The organism is Clostridium sp. HV4-5-A1G (genome assembly GCF_900184915.1).
GTDB classification, from domain to species: Bacteria; Bacillota; Clostridia; order Clostridiales; family Clostridiaceae; genus Clostridium_B; species Clostridium_B aromativorans.
Window position 1 is genome coordinate 1 of the sequence record NZ_FXYI02000017.1, and the last position, 19,270, is coordinate 19,270.

18 protein-coding genes are annotated in these 19,270 nt (G+C 37.0%); 2 read left to right on the forward strand and 16 right to left on the reverse strand.

Annotated features, from left to right (window positions below):
• The first annotated feature begins 46 nt into the window (after positions 1-46).
• Positions 47-475, forward strand: coding sequence for a hypothetical protein (locus J5G60_RS03445; protein WP_150356385.1), 429 nt, complete (start codon positions 47-49; stop codon positions 473-475).
• Positions 476-526: 51 nt separating this feature from the next.
• Here J5G60_RS03445 and J5G60_RS03450 read toward each other — a convergent pair whose 3' ends face one another.
• From J5G60_RS03450 to J5G60_RS03465, 4 genes are all read right to left on the reverse strand, one after another.
• Positions 527-877 (reverse strand): PqqD family peptide modification chaperone, encoded by a 351-nt coding sequence (locus tag J5G60_RS03450; protein ID WP_179977104.1) that lies wholly within the window; start codon positions 875-877, stop codon positions 527-529.
• Positions 867-2,786 carry an OPT family oligopeptide transporter gene (locus tag J5G60_RS03455; RefSeq protein ID WP_150356384.1) on the reverse strand — a complete coding sequence of 640 codons (1,920 nt, stop codon included), beginning with the start codon at positions 2,784-2,786 and terminating at the stop codon, positions 867-869. The genes J5G60_RS03450 and J5G60_RS03455 overlap by 11 nt, the downstream gene beginning before the upstream one ends.
• A gap of 66 nt (positions 2,787-2,852) precedes the next feature.
• Positions 2,853-4,316 carry an aminoacyl-histidine dipeptidase gene (locus J5G60_RS03460; protein ID WP_150356383.1) on the reverse strand — a complete coding sequence of 488 codons (1,464 nt, stop codon included), beginning with the start codon at positions 4,314-4,316 and terminating at the stop codon, positions 2,853-2,855.
• A gap of 272 nt (positions 4,317-4,588) precedes the next feature.
• Positions 4,589-7,138 (reverse strand): calcium-translocating P-type ATPase, PMCA-type, encoded by a 2,550-nt coding sequence (locus tag J5G60_RS03465; protein WP_179978261.1) that lies wholly within the window; start codon positions 7,136-7,138, stop codon positions 4,589-4,591.
• A gap of 288 nt (positions 7,139-7,426) precedes the next feature.
• Between J5G60_RS03465 and J5G60_RS03470 the strand changes: the two genes are divergently transcribed.
• A complete protein-coding gene (locus tag J5G60_RS03470; protein WP_150356381.1) occupies positions 7,427-8,743 on the forward strand; it encodes a putative manganese-dependent inorganic diphosphatase in 1,317 nt (438 codons plus the stop codon).
• 91 nt (positions 8,744-8,834) lie between these two features.
• Here the strand turns inward: J5G60_RS03470 and J5G60_RS03475 are convergent, their stop codons facing one another.
• The 12 genes from J5G60_RS03475 to fliQ all read right to left on the reverse strand — a co-directional run bounded on the left by J5G60_RS03475 (position 8,835) and on the right by fliQ (position 19,262).
• Positions 8,835-9,230: a hypothetical protein gene (locus J5G60_RS03475; protein WP_150356380.1), complete on the reverse strand. Its 396-nt coding sequence runs from the start codon at positions 9,228-9,230 to the stop codon at positions 8,835-8,837.
• 82 nt (positions 9,231-9,312) lie between these two features.
• A complete protein-coding gene (locus J5G60_RS03480) occupies positions 9,313-10,098 on the reverse strand; it encodes a flagellar basal-body rod protein FlgG (RefSeq protein WP_150356379.1) in 786 nt (261 codons plus the stop codon).
• 33 nt (positions 10,099-10,131) lie between these two features.
• On the reverse strand, positions 10,132-10,899 hold the full coding sequence (locus J5G60_RS03485; RefSeq protein WP_150356378.1) for a flagellar basal-body rod protein FlgG: 768 nt from the start codon (positions 10,897-10,899) through the stop codon (positions 10,132-10,134).
• On the reverse strand, positions 10,896-11,099 hold the full coding sequence (locus J5G60_RS03490; protein WP_150356377.1) for a hypothetical protein: 204 nt from the start codon (positions 11,097-11,099) through the stop codon (positions 10,896-10,898). Before J5G60_RS03490 ends, J5G60_RS03485 begins: the two co-directional genes overlap by 4 nt.
• Positions 11,096-11,566 (reverse strand): DUF6115 domain-containing protein, encoded by a 471-nt coding sequence (locus J5G60_RS03495; protein WP_150356376.1) that lies wholly within the window; start codon positions 11,564-11,566, stop codon positions 11,096-11,098. Before J5G60_RS03495 ends, J5G60_RS03490 begins: the two co-directional genes overlap by 4 nt.
• Before the next feature lie 35 nt (positions 11,567-11,601).
• Positions 11,602-12,333 (reverse strand): FliA/WhiG family RNA polymerase sigma factor, encoded by a 732-nt coding sequence (locus tag J5G60_RS03500; protein WP_150356375.1) that lies wholly within the window; start codon positions 12,331-12,333, stop codon positions 11,602-11,604.
• A gap of 3 nt (positions 12,334-12,336) precedes the next feature.
• Positions 12,337-13,008, reverse strand: coding sequence for a flagellar brake protein (locus J5G60_RS03505; protein ID WP_150356374.1), 672 nt, complete (start codon positions 13,006-13,008; stop codon positions 12,337-12,339).
• A gap of 14 nt (positions 13,009-13,022) precedes the next feature.
• Positions 13,023-13,901 (reverse strand): MinD/ParA family protein, encoded by an 879-nt coding sequence (locus tag J5G60_RS03510; protein ID WP_150356373.1) that lies wholly within the window; start codon positions 13,899-13,901, stop codon positions 13,023-13,025.
• The gene (gene flhF / locus J5G60_RS03515; protein WP_150356372.1) at positions 13,895-15,049 is read right to left on the reverse strand and encodes a flagellar biosynthesis protein FlhF; all 1,155 of its coding nucleotides are present in this window, start codon (positions 15,047-15,049) and stop codon (positions 13,895-13,897) included. The genes J5G60_RS03510 and flhF overlap by 7 nt, the downstream gene beginning before the upstream one ends.
• The gene (gene flhA, locus J5G60_RS03520; RefSeq protein ID WP_150356371.1) at positions 15,049-17,115 is read right to left on the reverse strand and encodes a flagellar biosynthesis protein FlhA; all 2,067 of its coding nucleotides are present in this window, start codon (positions 17,113-17,115) and stop codon (positions 15,049-15,051) included. The genes flhF and flhA overlap by 1 nt, the downstream gene beginning before the upstream one ends.
• A 4-nt stretch (positions 17,116-17,119) precedes the next feature.
• Positions 17,120-18,943 carry a fused FliR family export protein/FlhB family type III secretion system protein gene (locus J5G60_RS03525; RefSeq protein WP_150356370.1) on the reverse strand — a complete coding sequence of 608 codons (1,824 nt, stop codon included), beginning with the start codon at positions 18,941-18,943 and terminating at the stop codon, positions 17,120-17,122.
• A gap of 49 nt (positions 18,944-18,992) precedes the next feature.
• Positions 18,993-19,262 carry a flagellar biosynthesis protein FliQ gene (fliQ, locus tag J5G60_RS03530; RefSeq protein ID WP_150356369.1) on the reverse strand — a complete coding sequence of 90 codons (270 nt, stop codon included), beginning with the start codon at positions 19,260-19,262 and terminating at the stop codon, positions 18,993-18,995.
• Between the last annotated feature and the right edge of the window lie 8 nt (positions 19,263-19,270).

Here is a 19,270-nt window from a genome sequence, read left to right on the forward strand (position 1 = left end):
TTTTTACTTAATATAAAAATAAAGTAATGAAGGAGTTTGTATATACATGAGTCTTAAAGATAAAATTGCGCACTATTACACAAAATCTTATTTAAAAAAATATGGTGACAGATTGACACAAGTACAGGGAACTGTGGTATCTGCCAAAATAACTAGAAAAACTATACTGTGGATATTCAATAAATTATCAGTAACTCTCCTTGTAAGACCTGAAAGGAGCAGAAACATAGTCAGGTGTTCCTATAGTAAAAATAGATGGTTTAAAAAACCTGATTTTATATCTGTAAACCAGGGAAATCTGGTCTTAATTCAAGGCCTCAAGAGTAGAAAAGTAAAGAAAAGCAAAGGAAAGGAAAAAGAGAAGAGAGAATTTATACAGCTCTTGAATATAAGAAATATGTCCACCAAAAAAGATCTCGTGCCTATAGAAGGTAAGATACCTAAAGTACAGAGAAGAGTTCAACGATTTAAATAGCTTAATGATGCAAAAAAAGATGGCAGCTACAATGTAGTGCCATCTTTTTTATTACAGATTTGCTTTTTCTATATAATGACAATTGACCTCAATATGATTTAAAAACAACAATAACCTTTCATAGAGTGGATAAACTTTATCGCCGTACTTTACCTCCAGATTTTTCCCAATATCTTTTACAGTTCTAGTACCGTCTATCTGCAGAAATACATAACTTCCGTACTTATCCATAGTAATTTTTTTATATTCCGGAATTCTGAATTCAAGTTTCCTAAAAAACTTTTGAATCCTATGATCCTGTTTTTCAAATATGGTCACAATGCCCTCTTTATCAACTTCATATTTCAGGTTATCCGAAATTTTAAATATTATATTCAAAGCCTCTTTACCGTTATTCAACATCTTTCACTTTACTTCTCAGTATAGGTACCACGGAGGCTATTACAAGAACTATCAACATTATAAATGCCATTCCATTAGTAGAGGCAAACCCACTTGGGCCATTCCCTTTTATAACGCCTGATACCTGAAGTATTATACCGATAAGTCCTATTATAGATCCACCGGCAACAAGCCCGGAGGATAAGCTTACACCATTGGAAACCTTAGCCTCTTTTTCCTTCTCAGTTTTAGAACTTCTTTCTACAAATAAACGGACAATTGCACCTATCAGTATTATAGAAGTCGTGGATATAGGTAAATAAAATCCTATAGCAACAGTCATCACAGGAAGTTTTAACAGGAACAGCACGCCTCCCATAACAGCACCGACAATTATCATAACCCAGGGTAATTTACTTGACATTATACCTGCAGTCAATGTCGACATCAAATTAGCTTGAGGCAGTGCAAAGGGCACATTATCGCCAGTCATTGCAAGCTGACTTGAAAGTAATAGTATAACACCGGTAACTACTGCAACACCAACTATACTGGCTACGGCAAAATATTTCTGCATCTCATTTCTGTCACCGCCAACTATAAAAGTAACTTTTTGTGACTGACAGTAGCCTCCGGCTGCAGCTATAGCAGTAACTATAAATGTACCAAATAATAGCAGAGACCTGTTGTCTCCAATGCTTTTCCATCCCATTCCTACAAATAATAATGTCACAATAACCAGAGAAGCTATAGTCATACCAGATACAGGAAGATTAGAAGTTCCTATAGTACCAGTTAAACGGCCGGAAACTATAACAAACAGCATTGATAATAACAGTGATAAAATAGAAACAATTACTGCCATTGCTATGTTGCCACCGGATACCAGAAAACCACCTATAAATCCTATTAATACACCGCCAATCAATATAAGATTTTCAGCAGAGGAGCTTCCGGCACCCTTTGAAGACTTAGCATTGAGAGTTGCCTTTATAGAAGATCCTATGGTTGGTATAAGCCTTATTGCGCTTATCAAGCCGCCGGAGAGCATCATACCTGCCCCTATATATTTCACATAACTGCCTGCTATATCTTTGACCTGCATGGCATTTACTGTGACACTGGGATCATTCCATACAGATGGACCACCTTGTCCCAGAGAAGCAAAGTAACCTATTAAAGGCATAACAGCAAAATTAGATAATAGAGATCCGGCAAACATGGTCAAAGATACTTCCATGCCAACTATGAACCCTATACCTAATAACAACGGATTGACTTCAATTTCAAATTTCCACTTGTAGAATGATTCATTTACATAGCTTACAACATTGTTAGCCACATTTAGAAATGAACTGGTTAAAACAGTTAAAATACCTCCTATTCCAAATCCGATTCCCATGTACTTGATTGATTCCTTGGCACCTTCTGAAGCAACAAGTGTCTCAGATATGGCCATTGACTCAGGATACATCAGCTTGCCGTGTTCCTCAACTATCAGATAATTGTAAACAAGGGAAGCTATTCCTATACCAAACAGTGCTCCGCCCACACCGACAACAAAACCTTCCAGAAAAGAAACTTTTGAACCTATCAGAAGGACTGCCGGCAAAACAAATATCATACCACTGGCAATGGATTCTCCACCGCTTGACATACCCTGAAGCAGGTTTTTGCCGAGGATACCCTTTTGTTTGGCAAATACAGCTATAAATACAGAACCCAATATGGAACCAGGTATACCGGCGGCAACTGTAAGTCCTGCTTTCATACCTGAATAGGCAGTAGATGCTGCAAATAGTACAGCTAGAATAATACCGATTATTAATACAGCAGTATTTCCACCGGATTTAGAACCGCTGGAAACGTACGGAACATAATCTCTGCCAGCTATGCCGCCGTACGCACCTTTAGATAATTTTTTATTCATATAATTATGGACCTCCTTTTATAGTCACAATTGATAATTATATCACAATTACAGTGATATTAAAATTTATTTAAGAGATTTCAAAACTTGTACTAGATATTTCCATGTTCTCTGTGTAGAAGGTATACTCAAATGTTCATCTGCAGTATGAACTCCAAACATAGTTGGTCCAAAAGATATCATATCCAGCTGCCCATTAAACTTTTCTTCAAAAAGTGCACATTCAAGTCCTGCATGAATTGCAGTTACCAGAGGTTTTTTACCAAATAATCTTTCATATACGTCTATAAAAACTTCTCTTATCTTTGAGTCAGGATTGTATTTCCATTCAGGGTAAGCTGCTTCCACGGTTACTTTTCCATTGTTGAGATCAGCTGTGGCAATTATGGTATTAAGTATATTTTCCTTTATGCTCCCCACAGAACTTCTTATTGAACTTATGGCTTCAACACCATTCTCTTTGGTTTGAACTACTCCCAAGTTCAGCGAGCTCTCCACCAGTCCCTCTATATCCATGCTCATACTCTGAACTCCATTTGGAATCAAATACAGGAAATTTACTATATTTTCTGAAGTTTCTGCAGACATAACTCTCTTTGGAATTTCTTCCGCAGCCTTTAAATTGACTTTTAAATCTGGATCAGCAGTTTTAAATTCAGCTTTAAATATTTTTTCCAAATTGGAAACTTCCTCTTTTAATAGGGATTCATCTCTCTTATTCACACATATGACAGCTTTGGCTTCACGGGCAATTGCATTGTGCTTTGAACCTCCCTCTATAGAACTCATATTAAAGTTTATTTTAGAACTAAGGCTTTTAAGCAGACGGGCCAACAGTTTGTTTGAATTAGCTCTTCCCTTGTGTATTTCCGAACCAGAATGGCCGCCTTTCAATCCTTCAATTTCAAGGACATAGGGAACAAAATTTTTATCTATATTTTTCCACGCTATTGGAATACTTGTCCTTGCGGAACATCCGCCGGCACAGCTTACAAGAAGTATCCCCTCTTCCTCTGAATCTATATTTATAAGTGTCTTGCCAGACACATTTTTAGGATCCAGTGCCAGCGCTCCATCCATTCCTGTTTCCTCAGAAGTAGTAACCACCAATTCAATTGGCGGATGGTCTATATTCTCCGAGGCTAGAACTGCCAGTCCCATGGCAACTGCTATGCCATCGTCTCCTCCAAGAGTTGTCCCTGCTGCGTATAACATATCATCTGCTACTTTCAATTTAATGGGATCTTTCATAAAATCATGTTCTATTCCCGATTTTTTCTCACAGACCATATCCATATGTCCCTGAATTATTACACCTGGGCTGTTTTCATATCCTCTAGAACCTGGTTTTTTTACAACCACATTCAACGCCTCATCCTGTATAACATACAGGTTATGTTTTTTTGCAAAGGAAACTAAATAATCACTGATTTCCCTTTCATTACCTGAACCTCTTGGAATATTGCTGATTTCCTCGAAATACCTAAATACTTCAACAGGTTCAACGTTTTCCAATATCCTATCTCCCATTTATGATCTCCTCCTAATACCAAAACATCTATTTCGATCTGGTATTTATAAAATAATGTTCACTCACATTATAATGCTTATCTACATTTCAGCATAAAAAAATTAAAAAATCAACTATTGTAATTTTTTGATTTTTTAATTTTTTACGTTTTTATTTAACTTTATAACCTACTCTGTATTACCTGTATAACAAATATGATAATTTACAGCAGCTTTTAATTACAATTTGGTAAATGTGAATAAAATTTTAATACAACTGAATCATGTCCGATTTAAGCATTATCTGATTTAAAATATAAATACAAGCTATTCATAAATGCAATTATGCCAGAGAAAAATAGAACTATAAACCATTGTGAAATCATAAGTGCCGAAGTATGAAAAACCATCTGCAAAAACGGTATATATACTGTGCACAAAAGCATGGCTATGGATGTGGCAACTGCAGCTAAGAGATATATATTGGTGAATAAACTTATCTGGAATATAGAATGTTTTTCAGATCTACATTCAAATACATGTATCAGCTGGGATATAATAAGAGTACAAAGTGCCATGGTTCTTGCTGTTTTAAGACCAAAACCCAAATACAGACCTATTACAAAGGCAAGCACCGTACACACTCCAATAAGTGCCCCCCTTACAATGATCTTTTCACTAAGACCCCTTGCAAATATGCTTTCATTTTTGGCCCTTGGCTTTCCACTCATTATATCTCCTTCCGGCGGATCTACTCCAAGAGCTATGGCAGGCAGTCCATCCGTGGCTAAATTCACCATGAGTATCTGTATGGGTAAAAGAGGTGTATCCAGGTAAAATATAGAAGTCAAAAGCATTGTTAAAACTTCTCCCAGATTACAGGACAGCAGATATCTTATGAATTTTCTTATATTGTCATAAATAACTCTTCCTTCTTCCACTGCCGATACTATAGTGGCAAAATTATCATCTAAAAGTATCATGGAGGATGCTTCCTTGGTTACATCCGTACCTGAAATTCCCATGCAAATTCCAATATCCGCTTCTTTTACTGCAGGAGCATCATTTACGCCGTCTCCTGTCATGGCCACAATATTATTTTTAGCTTTAAAAGCTTTAACTATTCTAAGTTTATGCCCTGGATTTACCCTGGCAAATATAGAAATATGCTGTATTCTGTCAAAAAGTTCTCTATCACTTAATTTATCCAATTCTTCTCCCGTTATAACCTGAGATTGTGAGCTGCATATATCCAGCTCTTTTCCAATGGCAAAAGCTGTATTTTTATGATCCCCCGTTATCATAATAGGTCTTATACCTGCCAGCTTACATTTTAATACAGCATCTTTTGCCTCTTTCCTAGGCGGATCTATAATTCCAGCTACCCCTATAAAAATCAAATTACTCTCCAGTGATCTCCCGGCAATTATCCCGCTGTCCTTATAAGCACCTGCTATGCATCTTAAGGCATTTGAAGTCATATTTTCCACTGCTCTTAAAACTTTTCTTTTTTCATTGGATGTCAACAGTTTAACCTGTCCTCTATCCAATATATAGCTGCATTTATTAATGACCCTTTCAGGTGCACCTTTTACATAACATACTTTTTTAACTCCTTCTTTCATTATGACAGACATCATTTTTCTATCAGAATCAAAAGGTATGTCATAAACTCTTTCAGCTCTATCCAGGAATTTTTTTAAGGTTTTACCATCTGTAAAAAATGCTTTTATTAAAGCTGTTTCCGTAGGATCCCCCATAAGTGCCTCCGAAATATCATCTTTCTTTATGTCAAAATTGCAATCGTTGCAATATGTAAAAGCCTTTTTCATCGTCATATTCTCAGAAAAGGCCCCTCCATCGGTCTTGCGTATTTTCCCATTGAAATACAGAGCCTTTACAGTCATCTTATTTTCAGTAAGGGTACCTGTCTTATCACTGCATATTATGGAAGTACATCCCAGAGTTTCAACTGCAGGCAGTTTTCTCACAAGGGCATTCCTCTTTAACATCCTGGATACTCCAAGAGCCAGTGCAACAGTAACTATAGCTGCAAGTCCCTCTGGAATAGCTGCTACCGCCAAACTCACCCCTACCAGAAACATCTCATACTTGTCCTGCCCTCTCCAGACACCGGTTAAAGTCACTATAATACATATTGCTATACATATTACTACAAGCACTTTCCCGAGGGATGCCAATTTTTCTTTAAGAGGAGATCTGTCCTTTTCAATATCCTGAAGCATGCCCGCTATCTTCCCCATTTCAGTTTCCATTCCCGTCTGTACTACTCTGGCTTTACCCTTTCCCTTAATAACTACAGTTCCCATATATATAGAATTGTTCTTTCCTGAACTGCTTTTTTCCACACCTTCCGATTCTCCCGTCAAAAGGGATTCATCTACCATAAAATTGCTTTTAGACAGCAAAATGCAGTCTGCCGGCACCTTATCACCGGATTCTAAAAATATTACATCTCCTATTACAAGCTCTTGGGCGTTTATGATCTTAATTTTACCGTCTCTAAGAACCTTCGAGGTGGGAGAAGCCAGTTCTTTTAAAGTTTCTAAGGATCTCTCAGTTTTAAATTCCTGAACAAAACCCAGTATAGCATTCATAATTATGATAATAAGAATAGTTATCGCATCTGCTTTTTCCCCCATAAATCCGGATATTACAGTGGCAACTATAAGAATCCAGGTTATAAAATCATTGAATTGAGAAAAAAATATTTTTACGGGAGATATTCCCTTTTTCTTTTCAATGCTATTGGGTCCGTATTTTTTTAGTCTTCTCTCAGCTTCAATCTGGGTGAGCCCGCCTTCTATCTCTCTTTCATTAATCAACTTTACCCCTCCAAAGTAATTATTCTCTTTACGTTAATTAAATATATGCCCCCTTTGTGTGCTATTATGACAATTATCAATTGACAATTCACAATGCTCAATTCAATGAGGATTTTCGGTGAATATGAAAATCCGCCAAAATTTATATTTGAACTCTGGACTTTGATAATTGGATACAGGTGGATAATTATTCTGGATTTTGTTATAATATTTATATTAATCCATAATAATCACTTGATATACGCATGTTAATCTTGTACATATATATACTTAGGAGGAAAAATTATGAATGATGTTGTATACATTACAGGACATAAGAACCCGGATACAGATTCCATATGTTCTTCAATAGCTTATGCAGAATTTAAAAACAAGATGGGAGTAAATGCAGTTCCCATAAGACTAGGGGACTTAAGCAATGAAACCAAATTTGTATTGGATTATTTTGGCGTTAAGCCTCAGAAACTGGTGGAAAATGTAAAGCCTCAGGTTTCTGATCTGGACATTGACAGTGTAAATCCTATATCTCCAAAAACTTCTCTCAAAACAGCCTGGGCAATGATAAGTAAAAACAGTGTAAAAACTCTGCCCGTAGTAGATGATTCTGGCAGATTAATAGGTATTGCATCCAAATCCGACATAGCTTCCTATTATATGGATACATTGGATGCCAATGCAGCTGCCAAACTCATACCTCAAAACACTCCCGTAGACCGTGTGATGAAAAAAGACGATATAGTATCTTTTAAAATCCATGATCTCATAGATAACGTAAAAGATGTGATGCTCAAAACAAGATACAGAAATTATCCCGTGGTTGATTCCGAAAACAAGGTCATAGGAAATATTTCCAGAGATAATCTCAAATCACAGAAAAAGAAAAAAATAATACTTGTGGATCACAATGAAAGGGCCCAATCCGTATACGGCCTGGAAGATGCAGAGATATTGGAGGTACTGGATCACCATAAAATAGGCGATATACAGACTGGTTCCCCTATATATTTTAGAAACGAACCGATAGGCTGTACTGCAACCATAGTGGCTTCAAGATTTTTTGAAAATGGAATAAAGCCTTCTCAGAAAACCGCAGGGCTATTATGTGCCGCCATAATTTCAGATACTCTTTTATTCAGATCACCTACTTCCACAGATATTGATAAATCAACACTGAAGAAACTGTCTGCTATAGCAGATATAGAGCCTGAAGCTTTTTCCACACAGATGTTTAAAGCGGGTTCTTCCCTGGAGGGAAAAACTCCAGAAGAAATATTAAACCAGGACTTTAAAGTTTTCAATATCTCCAAAACAAAACTGGGAGTCGGTCAAGTTTCTACTATGGATACGGAAGGATTTAAAACTGTAAAAGATGATGTAGTAAAATCTATGGAATTCAAATGTAAGGATGAAAATTTTGATCTGATAATACTTATGGTTACAAACATATTAAAGAGTGGTTCCGAATTAATCGTAGTGGGAGAACAGAAAGATGTGATTTCCAGGGCCTTTGGAGTAAATCTAAAGGACGGAAGTGTATATGTACCCGGTATTCTCTCAAGAAAAAAACAGGTAATTCCACCGCTTACTGCAGCACTGTCATAAAAAACAAAGGGAGCAATTCAGCTCCCTTTGTTTTTTAAAGATTAAAGCTCAAAATTTGATATTTTACATTTGAACTTTGATCTTTGAATTGTCAGTCTTCAATTTCTGACATGTCCACGGTTCTTATTTTAGTTCCAGATTCACCGCGATCTATAAATTTTTCACTTTTATCATCTTCACTGTTTTTATCTTCTGCATTTAAATCAACAGATTCATCTTGATCCATATCATACATACCATCATCAGGTCTGTAGTATCCTGTCATCTTATCTGATCTGCCATAGTCTGGCGAATATGTTGGCGGCTGCATGTAACCCCTTTGGTTTATACATCTCATGCATGGATTTGAATAACTATTCAAGAACATTGGACACATTCTATACATATTAGGTGGATACATATACTGCACTGGATAGTCGACATCCCAATCATACATATCATCTTCTCCGATATATTCATTGGAATCCATAATTGGACATCTATACATACTTTAACTCCCCCTGAAAATATTACATCCATACATTATATGCAGTTACATTCCATATGTTTACATAAGAGTTTAGAAGCAGTTATCTTCTCATGCTATTTATAAGTCCCCACATCTCATCTGCAGTTGTAAGTCCCTTGGAGGCAAGTTCAAAAGACCTCTGGGCAAGTATCATATCTGTCATTTCCTGCCCTAAATCCACATTTGACTGCTCCAGATAACCCTGTAGTATATCGGCATTATTGTTTAAATTCATCTGGACACCATTTCGTGGTACATATAAATTATCCCCTACGGATCTCATGGAGTCCTGCCCAATAGTATTGTATATGTTAATTTTACCGTACAATACACTGTTGTTATTTATCTTCATATATATCTGACCCTTTTGATTCACAGTAAAATTATCCTCTTTAAATACTGTACCTGAATTAAAAAGAGCTGAACCCTCAGCTGTCAGATTTACCTCAAGCCTGTTTCCATCTGGATCAACTAAATTTCCAGCTGCATCTATGCTAAAATTGCCAGCCCTTTCGTAGGCTGATGTGCCATTTGGCAAAGCCACTCTAAAAAATCCCTCTCCGTCTATGGCCATGTCCGTCTTAAGTCCGGTTTCCACCATACTTCCCTGGGAGGTATCCCTAATCCACTCCGTAGTTTTAACTCCTGTTCCGTTAATTGTATTTACTCCTCCTGCATTAGTAGGATACCCAACCCTGTGCAAAGTCTCGTACACCAGATCCTGAAAATCTACATTTTCCTTTTTATATCCAACCGTATTCACATTGGCTATATTATTTGATATACTGTCAAGTTTTTCCTGCTGTGCGTTCATGGCACTTCTACTATTCCATATAGCTCTAAGCATAACAAAACCATCCTTTTCAATTATTCTTTGAATTTATACTTTCCCCACTTCATTTACAAGCTTGTCTAAGGTTTCATCAATAGACTGTACCGCCTTTTGATCTGTCTCGAAGCTTCTCATGGTTGTGAGCAGATCCGACATTGCATTTACTACATTTACATTGGATTTCTCCAGCGAGTTCTGCCTTACCACCGCATTGTATTCCACAGGATTTGTGCCTGTATACAAATTATCTCCCACTTTAGTAAGTGTATTGTAATCATTAAAATCTACAGTGTAAATCTTATACCTGGGAGTTCCATTTATACTTATATTGCCATAGGGATCTGAAGTCATCTTTCCACCACCTACACCTATAGCTCCGATATCGCCCGTAGCAGCATCTCTTGCCATAACTTCATTGCCTGAATCATCCACAAGTATTCCATTTATGTTTACATGAAAATGTCCATCTCTTGTATAAAATTCATTCCCATCAGGCCTCCTGACCGTAAAAAAACCCCTTCCGTCTATGGCAAAGTCCGTAGATATACCAGTAGACTGTATAGTTCCCTGGGTAAATCCAGTATTAACCGAATCTATTCCACTTCCCAGACTTATACCTCCTATGACATTTCTCACATTTCTGCCTGCCACTACCTTGTCATAATTCTGCAAGAGCACATCATTAAATGGTTTCACCTCCAGCGTATCTCCCTTAAATCCCACAGTATTCACATTGGCCAAATTATTTGTTATAACGTCCTGTTTTGCCTCCTGAGTTATCATTCCAGACACCGCCGTATAAAAACTTCTTATCATTTATTTTCACCTCCGCTGTTAATTACCTTCATTTCATCAGGATACTGCATTCCCATGGATCTGGCCTTATCTTCAATCTGACTTTTACTCATTTGATATTGTATTTTAACTCCACTCATAATAAAAGTAGCTAGTAAAATTCCTATTCCCACACCTATCAGCAGTTTTCTATCACTGAGAAAATCAAAAACTTCCTTCATTTTATGTACAATTCTTTTATTAATAGAACCTCCCCCTTGCCAATACCTGTTTTCTTGGATATTTCATCTATCGACATGTCTTTATGAAGTAAATTTCTCACCTCATCGATCTTAACATTGTTTACACCTTTTGTTTCGTGCTTTTTGGGCTCAGCTTTAACCTCAGTCGCTTGATGGTGCTTTTTAGGACTGGAGTCACCAATCACTTTGTTACCCGCTCTATCGTATAATATCATCTTATCCATATTATTTTTATTTTCCTCTTTCAGGCTCTTGATTTCTTTTTGGAGTTCAAATACTGTTTCTGCAAATTCTTTTCTTATTTTTCCAATTTCTATCTTATAATCCTCCATATCATTCTGCCTCATATCCAGCTGTCCCCTAAAAGATTTTTTTTCCCTTAACACCGCATTTAAATTCAAAGCTATCAGAATTATTCCAACTGCAATCAATATAATCGAAGTCATAAAAATTTCCTTTCTATCAAAATCAAAGTCTGCAATTAATTATACATATATTTTAATTTTACCATAGCCCTTCTCAAATGCATGATAGCCCTGCCGTGAAGCTGACATACCCGTGATTCCGATACATTTAAAATATGACCTATCTCCTTTAATGTAAGCCCCTCATAATAATACAAGGTGAGAACTAAATTGTCTTTCTCATTTAAAAGTTCTAAAGCTTTGGCTAAATATTCTAATTTTTCTTTTTCCTCCAGACTTCTTTCAGGGCTTGGACTTTTAGGATCCTCTACAGTTCCCATAAGCGGAATATCATCTTCCTCTGAAAATATCAAATCCTCCAGAGACACTATGGATATATAATTTATATAATTTTCAATTTCCATCATTTCCTTAAGAGATATATTGAGTCTATCGGCTATTTCAATACTCTTAGGTTCTCTCCCAAGTTCCTTTTGAAGAGATTCCACCGCCCCATTGTACCTATTAAGCTTGTCCATGGATCCTTTGGAAATGGGACTGTTTCTTCTCAATTCATCTATCATGGAGCCCTTTATTCTTATAGAGGCATAGGTAGAGAATTTCATGCCCCTATCCTTATCAAATTTGTTTATCGCATCCATCAGCCCCAGCATCCCGTAACTCACTAAATCCTCATACTCTATATACTTGTTTTTCCCTATTATAACTCTAGAGGCAATATATTTTACCAGAGGAAGATATTTTTTTACTAACTCTTCTTTTACATTTAACTCATTCGCCAAAGCCATATTTTAATCCTCCTTTGCTCCTTTTTTTATATGTTCCCGCATTATCTGAAACAATAATCTTATGATCCTCTCCCTGCTCATTTTATCCAGGTCTGTAAAAGCCAGCCCAAGTATTAATTTTGAATTATCCTTATTTCGGTCAATCCTGACTATTTTCCCCTTTACAGTTAAACTGTCGTTTTCCATGGGAATGGTTACCATAATAATATCGTCAATTTGCAATTTATATTCCAATTTGTCATTTACAACTACTTTCATTCCTCCGCCGCTCATATCTACAGAATAAGCATTAAACACCCTTACCTGATCATCTAGATTATGTGGATCCTTTCTCACAGGTACCATGGCGCAGAGTACATCAAAAATTATTGGAACCCTGACAAAATTTCTTCTCTGTACAACCTCTACTTCAGTAGGCTTTTTTATCATTATTATAAGTATTTTTTCTATTTTTCGTCCTACAACTACTGTATGAAAGCTATATATGTTTTTCCCCGAATAATATACTGCAGCTATCTTGTCACCCTTTTTTAAAGCTATATATCTATGGTTGTTTACGGGTATATTTATGCCTATACAATCGTCCGAAAGGTCCTGAATATTGCTCTTATAGACTTCGCCGCCTATCTCTATTTCAATCCTGCTGTTCACTGTAAATTCAATATTGCATTTCACTTTATCCCTTCTTTCTACGAAAAAATATCAAAAATTCTCTTAAATAAGTCCTGGATACCCTTTCCCCCCTCATCTGTTTTAACTCCACTCAACCTATTTGCTATAAAATTCACCTCTCTGGAAATCTTCGAATTAGGATAGCTTATCAAAAATGGAGTTTGCTGCCTAACTGCCTGTATAAGCCTTTTATCCTCTGACATGCTTCCAAGATATTCAGTATAAATATTTAGAAACTTGTTCACTACACTGTTAAATTTATTAAAGGTTTTTTTGCCCTCTTCAATGTTCATGACCTTATTTATAACGATTTTTACTGAACTCTTCAATTTAAAATGATCTACAGCTTTAACCAGGCTATATGCATCCGTAAGAGATGTAGGTTCCGGTGTAGTAATCACAATAACCTCTTCGCAGCAAGCGATAAACCCAAGCACATCTCTGTTTATACCTGCTCCTGTATCCAGTATTATATAATCCAAATCACCTAATAAAGACAACTTCTCTATAAAATTCTCTCTCTGTGATTTTGTTATCTCCTCAATCTTTGATATTCCCGTTCCTCCGGGAAGCAATTTCACTCCAAAGGGCCCTGTTACAATAATTTCATCTATTTTCTTATTTCCAAAGATCACATCATACACACTGTATCTCGGTAAAAATCCCATAAGCACATGATCATTTCCCATGCCCATATCTGCATCCAGTATAAGAACTTTTTTTTTCATCTTCTGCAATGCTATGGCTGTATTAACCACAAAATTACTTTTACCCACTCCTCCTTTACCGGAGGTAACTGTTATTATTGTAGGTTTTGCAGCACACTGGGAAAAATCTTTTTTTACCTCTTTGCCTTTTGAAGCCAGTCTCCTCAATTTTTCAGCCTGGTCTAGCATATGATATCCTCTCCCAATACCAACTTCGTCAATTCTTCAGAACTCATAGATTTTATATCCTCAGGTACATTCTGGCCTGTAGTTACAAAACTTATAGGCTTTTTAGCAGACTGCAGAATATTTAATATTGAGCCATAAGTACAAGTTTCATCCAATTTTGTGATTATTACATAATTATATTTCAATTGTCTATAGCCGCTCACTATGGCATCTATGTCCCTGTTTTTAGTAGTACAGCTTATCACTAAATGTATATTATCTGTTTTGACTTTATCTATAAATGCCCTCAGCTCCGATATCTGCATTTTATTTTTGCTGTTTCTTCCCGTAGTATCTATTAAAATAGCATCGCAGTCTCCCATGTCTTCGATGGCTTTCTCCATATCCTTCATGGTAAGTACTACTTTGAAGGGTATATTCATTATATCCGCATAAGTTCTAAGCTGTTCCACAGCCCCTATTCTGTACGTATCTATTGTTATAAGTCCAATTTTCTTCTTTTCAATAAGGGCCATTCTGCCTGCAAGTTTAGCAATAGTGGTGGTCTTTCCAACACCAGTAGGTCCTATTAACACCACTGCACGGGAAAGCTTTCCACTATCCACTTTTATCATATTCTGTACTACTTCTTTTAATTTTTCCTCATCTTTTCTATCATCTTCCATAATATTTATGCTGCTCAATATCTTCTTTATTACATTTTCATTTAAATCACTGTTTTCAAGTTTTACCTGAAGTTCACTTTTGCCGATATTTCCATAAGGGTTATTCATCATTTTATCCAGCATGCCCTTCATCTGATGCACTTCTTTTACCAGTGCATCATTATTTTTTTCTACTATACTGTCTTCATAGACACCTCCTGTCATGCTGGAGTTCTGTTTCAAACTGCTATTTTCAGATTCTTCATTTCTTATTCCATTATTCAATATTCTCTTTATGGTTTTAATACCGTAATTCATATTATCTTCTTTTTTTCTATTGTCCACAGCAGCAGTTACTTCTAGAATTTTTTTGGAGAAAAACCCCAATATGCCTTTTTTCCTTATCTTTCTCTGACTTATTATAACAGCCTCGCTGCCCAGCTCATATTTAATCCTGGTAATAGCTTCATTCATGCTGTTGGCCTTATATTTTTTAACAATCATTATATTGAAACCACCCCTTCAGTCTTTATCTCCACATCATTTGGTATTTCATTCAATGACAGTACGTTCACTGCTGGAAATACCATCTCAATTAATCTTCTAAAAGGTGCCCTTATTTTAGGCGAAACCAAAACTACAGGTTGATTTTCATAAAAATAAACTGAATCCAGCATTTTTCTGAGGGATTTCAATATCCTGCTTGTAGTATCCGGATCCACCGCAGGAAAAGATCCCTGCATGGACTTTTGAATATTGCTTCCTATCAATTTCTCCAGATCCTGGGACAATGTAATTACAGAAATTGCCCCCTTATCATCTATAAGTGAATTACATATGCTTCTTCCCAGTGCAAAGCGTACATATTCCGTTAAAAGCTCTATGTCCTTTGTATTTCTGGAATTATCCGCAAGGGATTCCAGAATGGTAACCATATCCTTTATAGATACTCTCTCTCTCAAAAGGTTCTGCAGCACTTTTTGAACTTCTCCTATGGTCAGTAGATCCGGTATGAGTTCTTCAACTACAGTAGGATATTTTTCCTTAACGGAATCCAGTATGAGTTTAACTTCCTGCCTTCCCATGAGTTCATAAGAATGATTCTTGATGGTTTCCGTAAGGTGCGTCACCAGTACCGTAGTAGGATCCACTACAGTCAGTCCTTTTATTTCAGCCTCTTCCCTCTGATCCTTGTTTATCCAGATAGCTGGAAGTCCAAAGGAAGGTTCAGTAGTACTTATGCCCTGGATATCACTGTTTGAATTAGTGGGATCCATGCACAACAGCATATTTGGCATGAGCTCACCTTTAGCTACTACAGTACCCCTTATCTTTATCACATAATCATTTGTCTTAAGCTGCAGATTATCCCTGATTCTAATTGGCTGTACTACTATTCCCATTTCAATTGCACACTGCCTTCTAACTGAAGTTATTCTCTGGAGAAGATCACCTCCCGAGCTTTCGTCAGCCAGTGGTATCAGCCCGTAGCCTATCTCTATCTCCATAGGTTCCACGGATATTAGATTCATAACATTTTCCGGTTCCTTATTTTCTATTTCAGTCATTTCCTGACTCTGCATTGCCTCCTGTTGTACGAGCTGCTGCTTTTCATCTTTGTGCAGCAGGTAGGCTGCTATAATACAAGCTGCTGCAAGTATTAAAAATGCCATATGTGGAAGACCGGGTATCATGGAAAGGAAAAGCAGTACGGCACCGGCTATGGCTATTACTTTGGGAAAACTAAGCAGCTGCTTTACAGCCATGGTTCCAAAATCCTCATCACTTCCAGAACGGGTTACAAGTATACCTGAAGCTGTAGAAATGAGAAGTGCCGGAATCTGAGACACGAGTCCATCTCCTATGGTCAGCTTAGTATAAGTCTGGGCAGCCTGGGAGGCATCCATGCCCTTCACAACTATACCTGTGATTATACCAGCTATTATATTTATAACTACAATTACCAGAGCAGCTATGGCATCTCCTTTTACAAATTTAGAAGCTCCATCCATGGCTCCATAGAAGTCCGCCTCCCTTTGAAGTTTTGCTCTCTTGTCTCTGGCTCCCTTTTCGTCTATCAAACCTGAATTCAAATCCGCATCAATACTCATCTGTTTTCCAGGCATTGCATCCAGCGTGAATCTGGCAGATACCTCTGCCACTCTGTTGGCACCATTGGTTATTACAATAAACTGTATGATGATTATTATCAAAAATATTATTACTCCAACTATATAACTTCCGCCAACTACAAACTCTCCGAAAGAATTTATAACTTCCCCTGCATAGGCATCCCTGAGTATCAGCCTTACAGAAGAAATATTCAGTGCCAGTCTGAAAAGTGTAGTTATCAAAAGCAATGTGGGAAATACTGAAAATTGAAGTACTTCCGTAGTAAACATAGTCAAAAGTATTATAACTATGGACAGCGTTATATTAAATGCAATGAATATATCCAGTAATTTTGCCGGAAGTGGAATTATGATCATAAAGACTACCATTACGATCAAAAGTGCCATGAGTATATCCACATTGTCTTTCAGTTTAAACCTGTTTCTGCTTCTTTCCAAAATATCACCTCATCTTGTAAACCAGTGCCAATATCTCCGCTACTGCCTGGTACATTTCTACAGGAATTTCCCTGTCAATATCCACTTCATCATATAGGAGTCTTGCAAGAGGACGGTTTTCGATCACAGGCACATCATTTTCCACAGCCATCTTTTTTATTCTAAAAGCCACTGCATCCAGCCCTTTTGCCACTACCACCGGAGCACTGTTTTTGCCGTCTTCATATTTGAGGGCCACTGCTACATGGGTAGGATTCGTAACTACAACTGTTGCCTTTGGAACTTCCTGCATCATTCTTCTCATGCCTATTTCTCTCTGTTTTTGTTTTATCTTGCTCTTAATCTGGGGATCTCCTTCATCCTGCTTGTACTCCTCTTTTACCTCCTGTTTTGACATCTTAAGATCCTTGTTGTACTGAAAATTTTGAAATATGTAATCTATAATAGCTATGGCAAGCATTATTATAGTTATCCTAAAAAATATGTTCACAGTAAGTTTTGACAGTGCCTTGATCACGCTCTCAAAATTCAAACTGCTCAGTGTCATTATATACATGTAATTGTCTTTTATAAATTTATATCCTATAATTCCAACTATTACAATTACCAGGGTATCCTTAAAAAGTTCCATTACAGCTCTCATGGAGAACATTCTCTTAAACCCATTTATGGGATTCAATTTCGAGAAATCAGGTTTCAGCGTCTGGGCCGTCACAAGCCCCCTGGTCTGCAGTAAATTTGCCAAAACTCCCATGAGTAATATTGGCAGAGCTATGGGTAAAAATATAAGTGCCAGTCTCCATACAGTTATAAAAGCTATTTTCTGGACACTTCCATAATTTAAGGAAGTCAACAGATAATTATTTAAAAATGCCACCATGGTATCTTTCATCTGGGAACCTATATATCCTCCAAAGACAAGTATAGCTATCGTGGAAGCTAAAAGAGTCAGTGCTAGAGCCACTTCCTTACTTTTAGCAACCTGTCCCTTTTTTCTTGCATCACTTTTCTTTCTGGGAGTGGCTTCCTCCGTCTTGTCATCGGAGGCAAATATTATAAGCAGCGGCAGAGTATGATAAAATCCCCTTATGGAATCCGGTATGGCATAAAAAGTCTTTTCCATAATATTCAAAAATATAGGGAGTGCAAAGCAAAAGGAAGCCATGCCGACTAATATCTGTATTGGGAGCCCCAGTATCATTATGTTAAGCTGCGGTACAGTCCTTGCTATGAGAGCCATAGTCAAATTAACCACCAGCATTATGATGAGTATGGGAACTGCTATTTTCACTGCTATGGAAAAATATGTTATGAAAGCTTTTATTACAATATTGATGGATCCCTGTGTCAATAAAAAACTTCCAAGTTTTATGGTGCTGAAACTTTCCAGCAGGGATTTTATAAGCATATGATGGCCATCCACTGCCAGAAAAACCACCATACCGAGCCAGTACATAAGACGTTCCAGAAGAGTGGAGGTACTTTCGGAATTGGGATCAAACATACTCATCATGGAAAGTCCCACCTGTAAATCCATGTAACTGCCGGCAATTCTAAATGCCGTAAAACACAAGCTCACCATAAAACCCAGGGTGAGGCCTGCCGCGGCTTCATTTATACAATTGTATATAAACGGAATAGTACTGTTTATGTTATTCACAGTAGAATAATCTATACCCGGTAAAAGTATGTATGCCATAACCAGTGTCAATCCCACTTTAACCGTATTGGGAGTACCATTGGGAAAAAATATGGGAACCATCATGAAGAAACAGAACATTCTAATACTAACAAGTACTAAAGCCGTAAAATACAGTGTATTTATCAAACTAATCCACTCCGTAACTATAAACTATACACTCTTAACTATTAACTGATCACTGGGTTATATGTGCTATGTATGTAAAAATTCTTTCAGTAAAACTAACCATCTGGTGGAGCATCCAAACTCCGGTAAAAAGTCCCACTATGGCAATGGCAATAAGTTTAGGCACAAAGGTAAGTGTCTGTTCCTGTATCTGTGTAGTAGCCTGAAATATACTTATTATAAGTCCCACCAGTACTGAAACTATTAAAATTGGAGCTGAAATCAAAAGTCCCGTCTGTATTGCATCTTTTATGATACCCACTACCATATTTTCACTCATTCAAATTC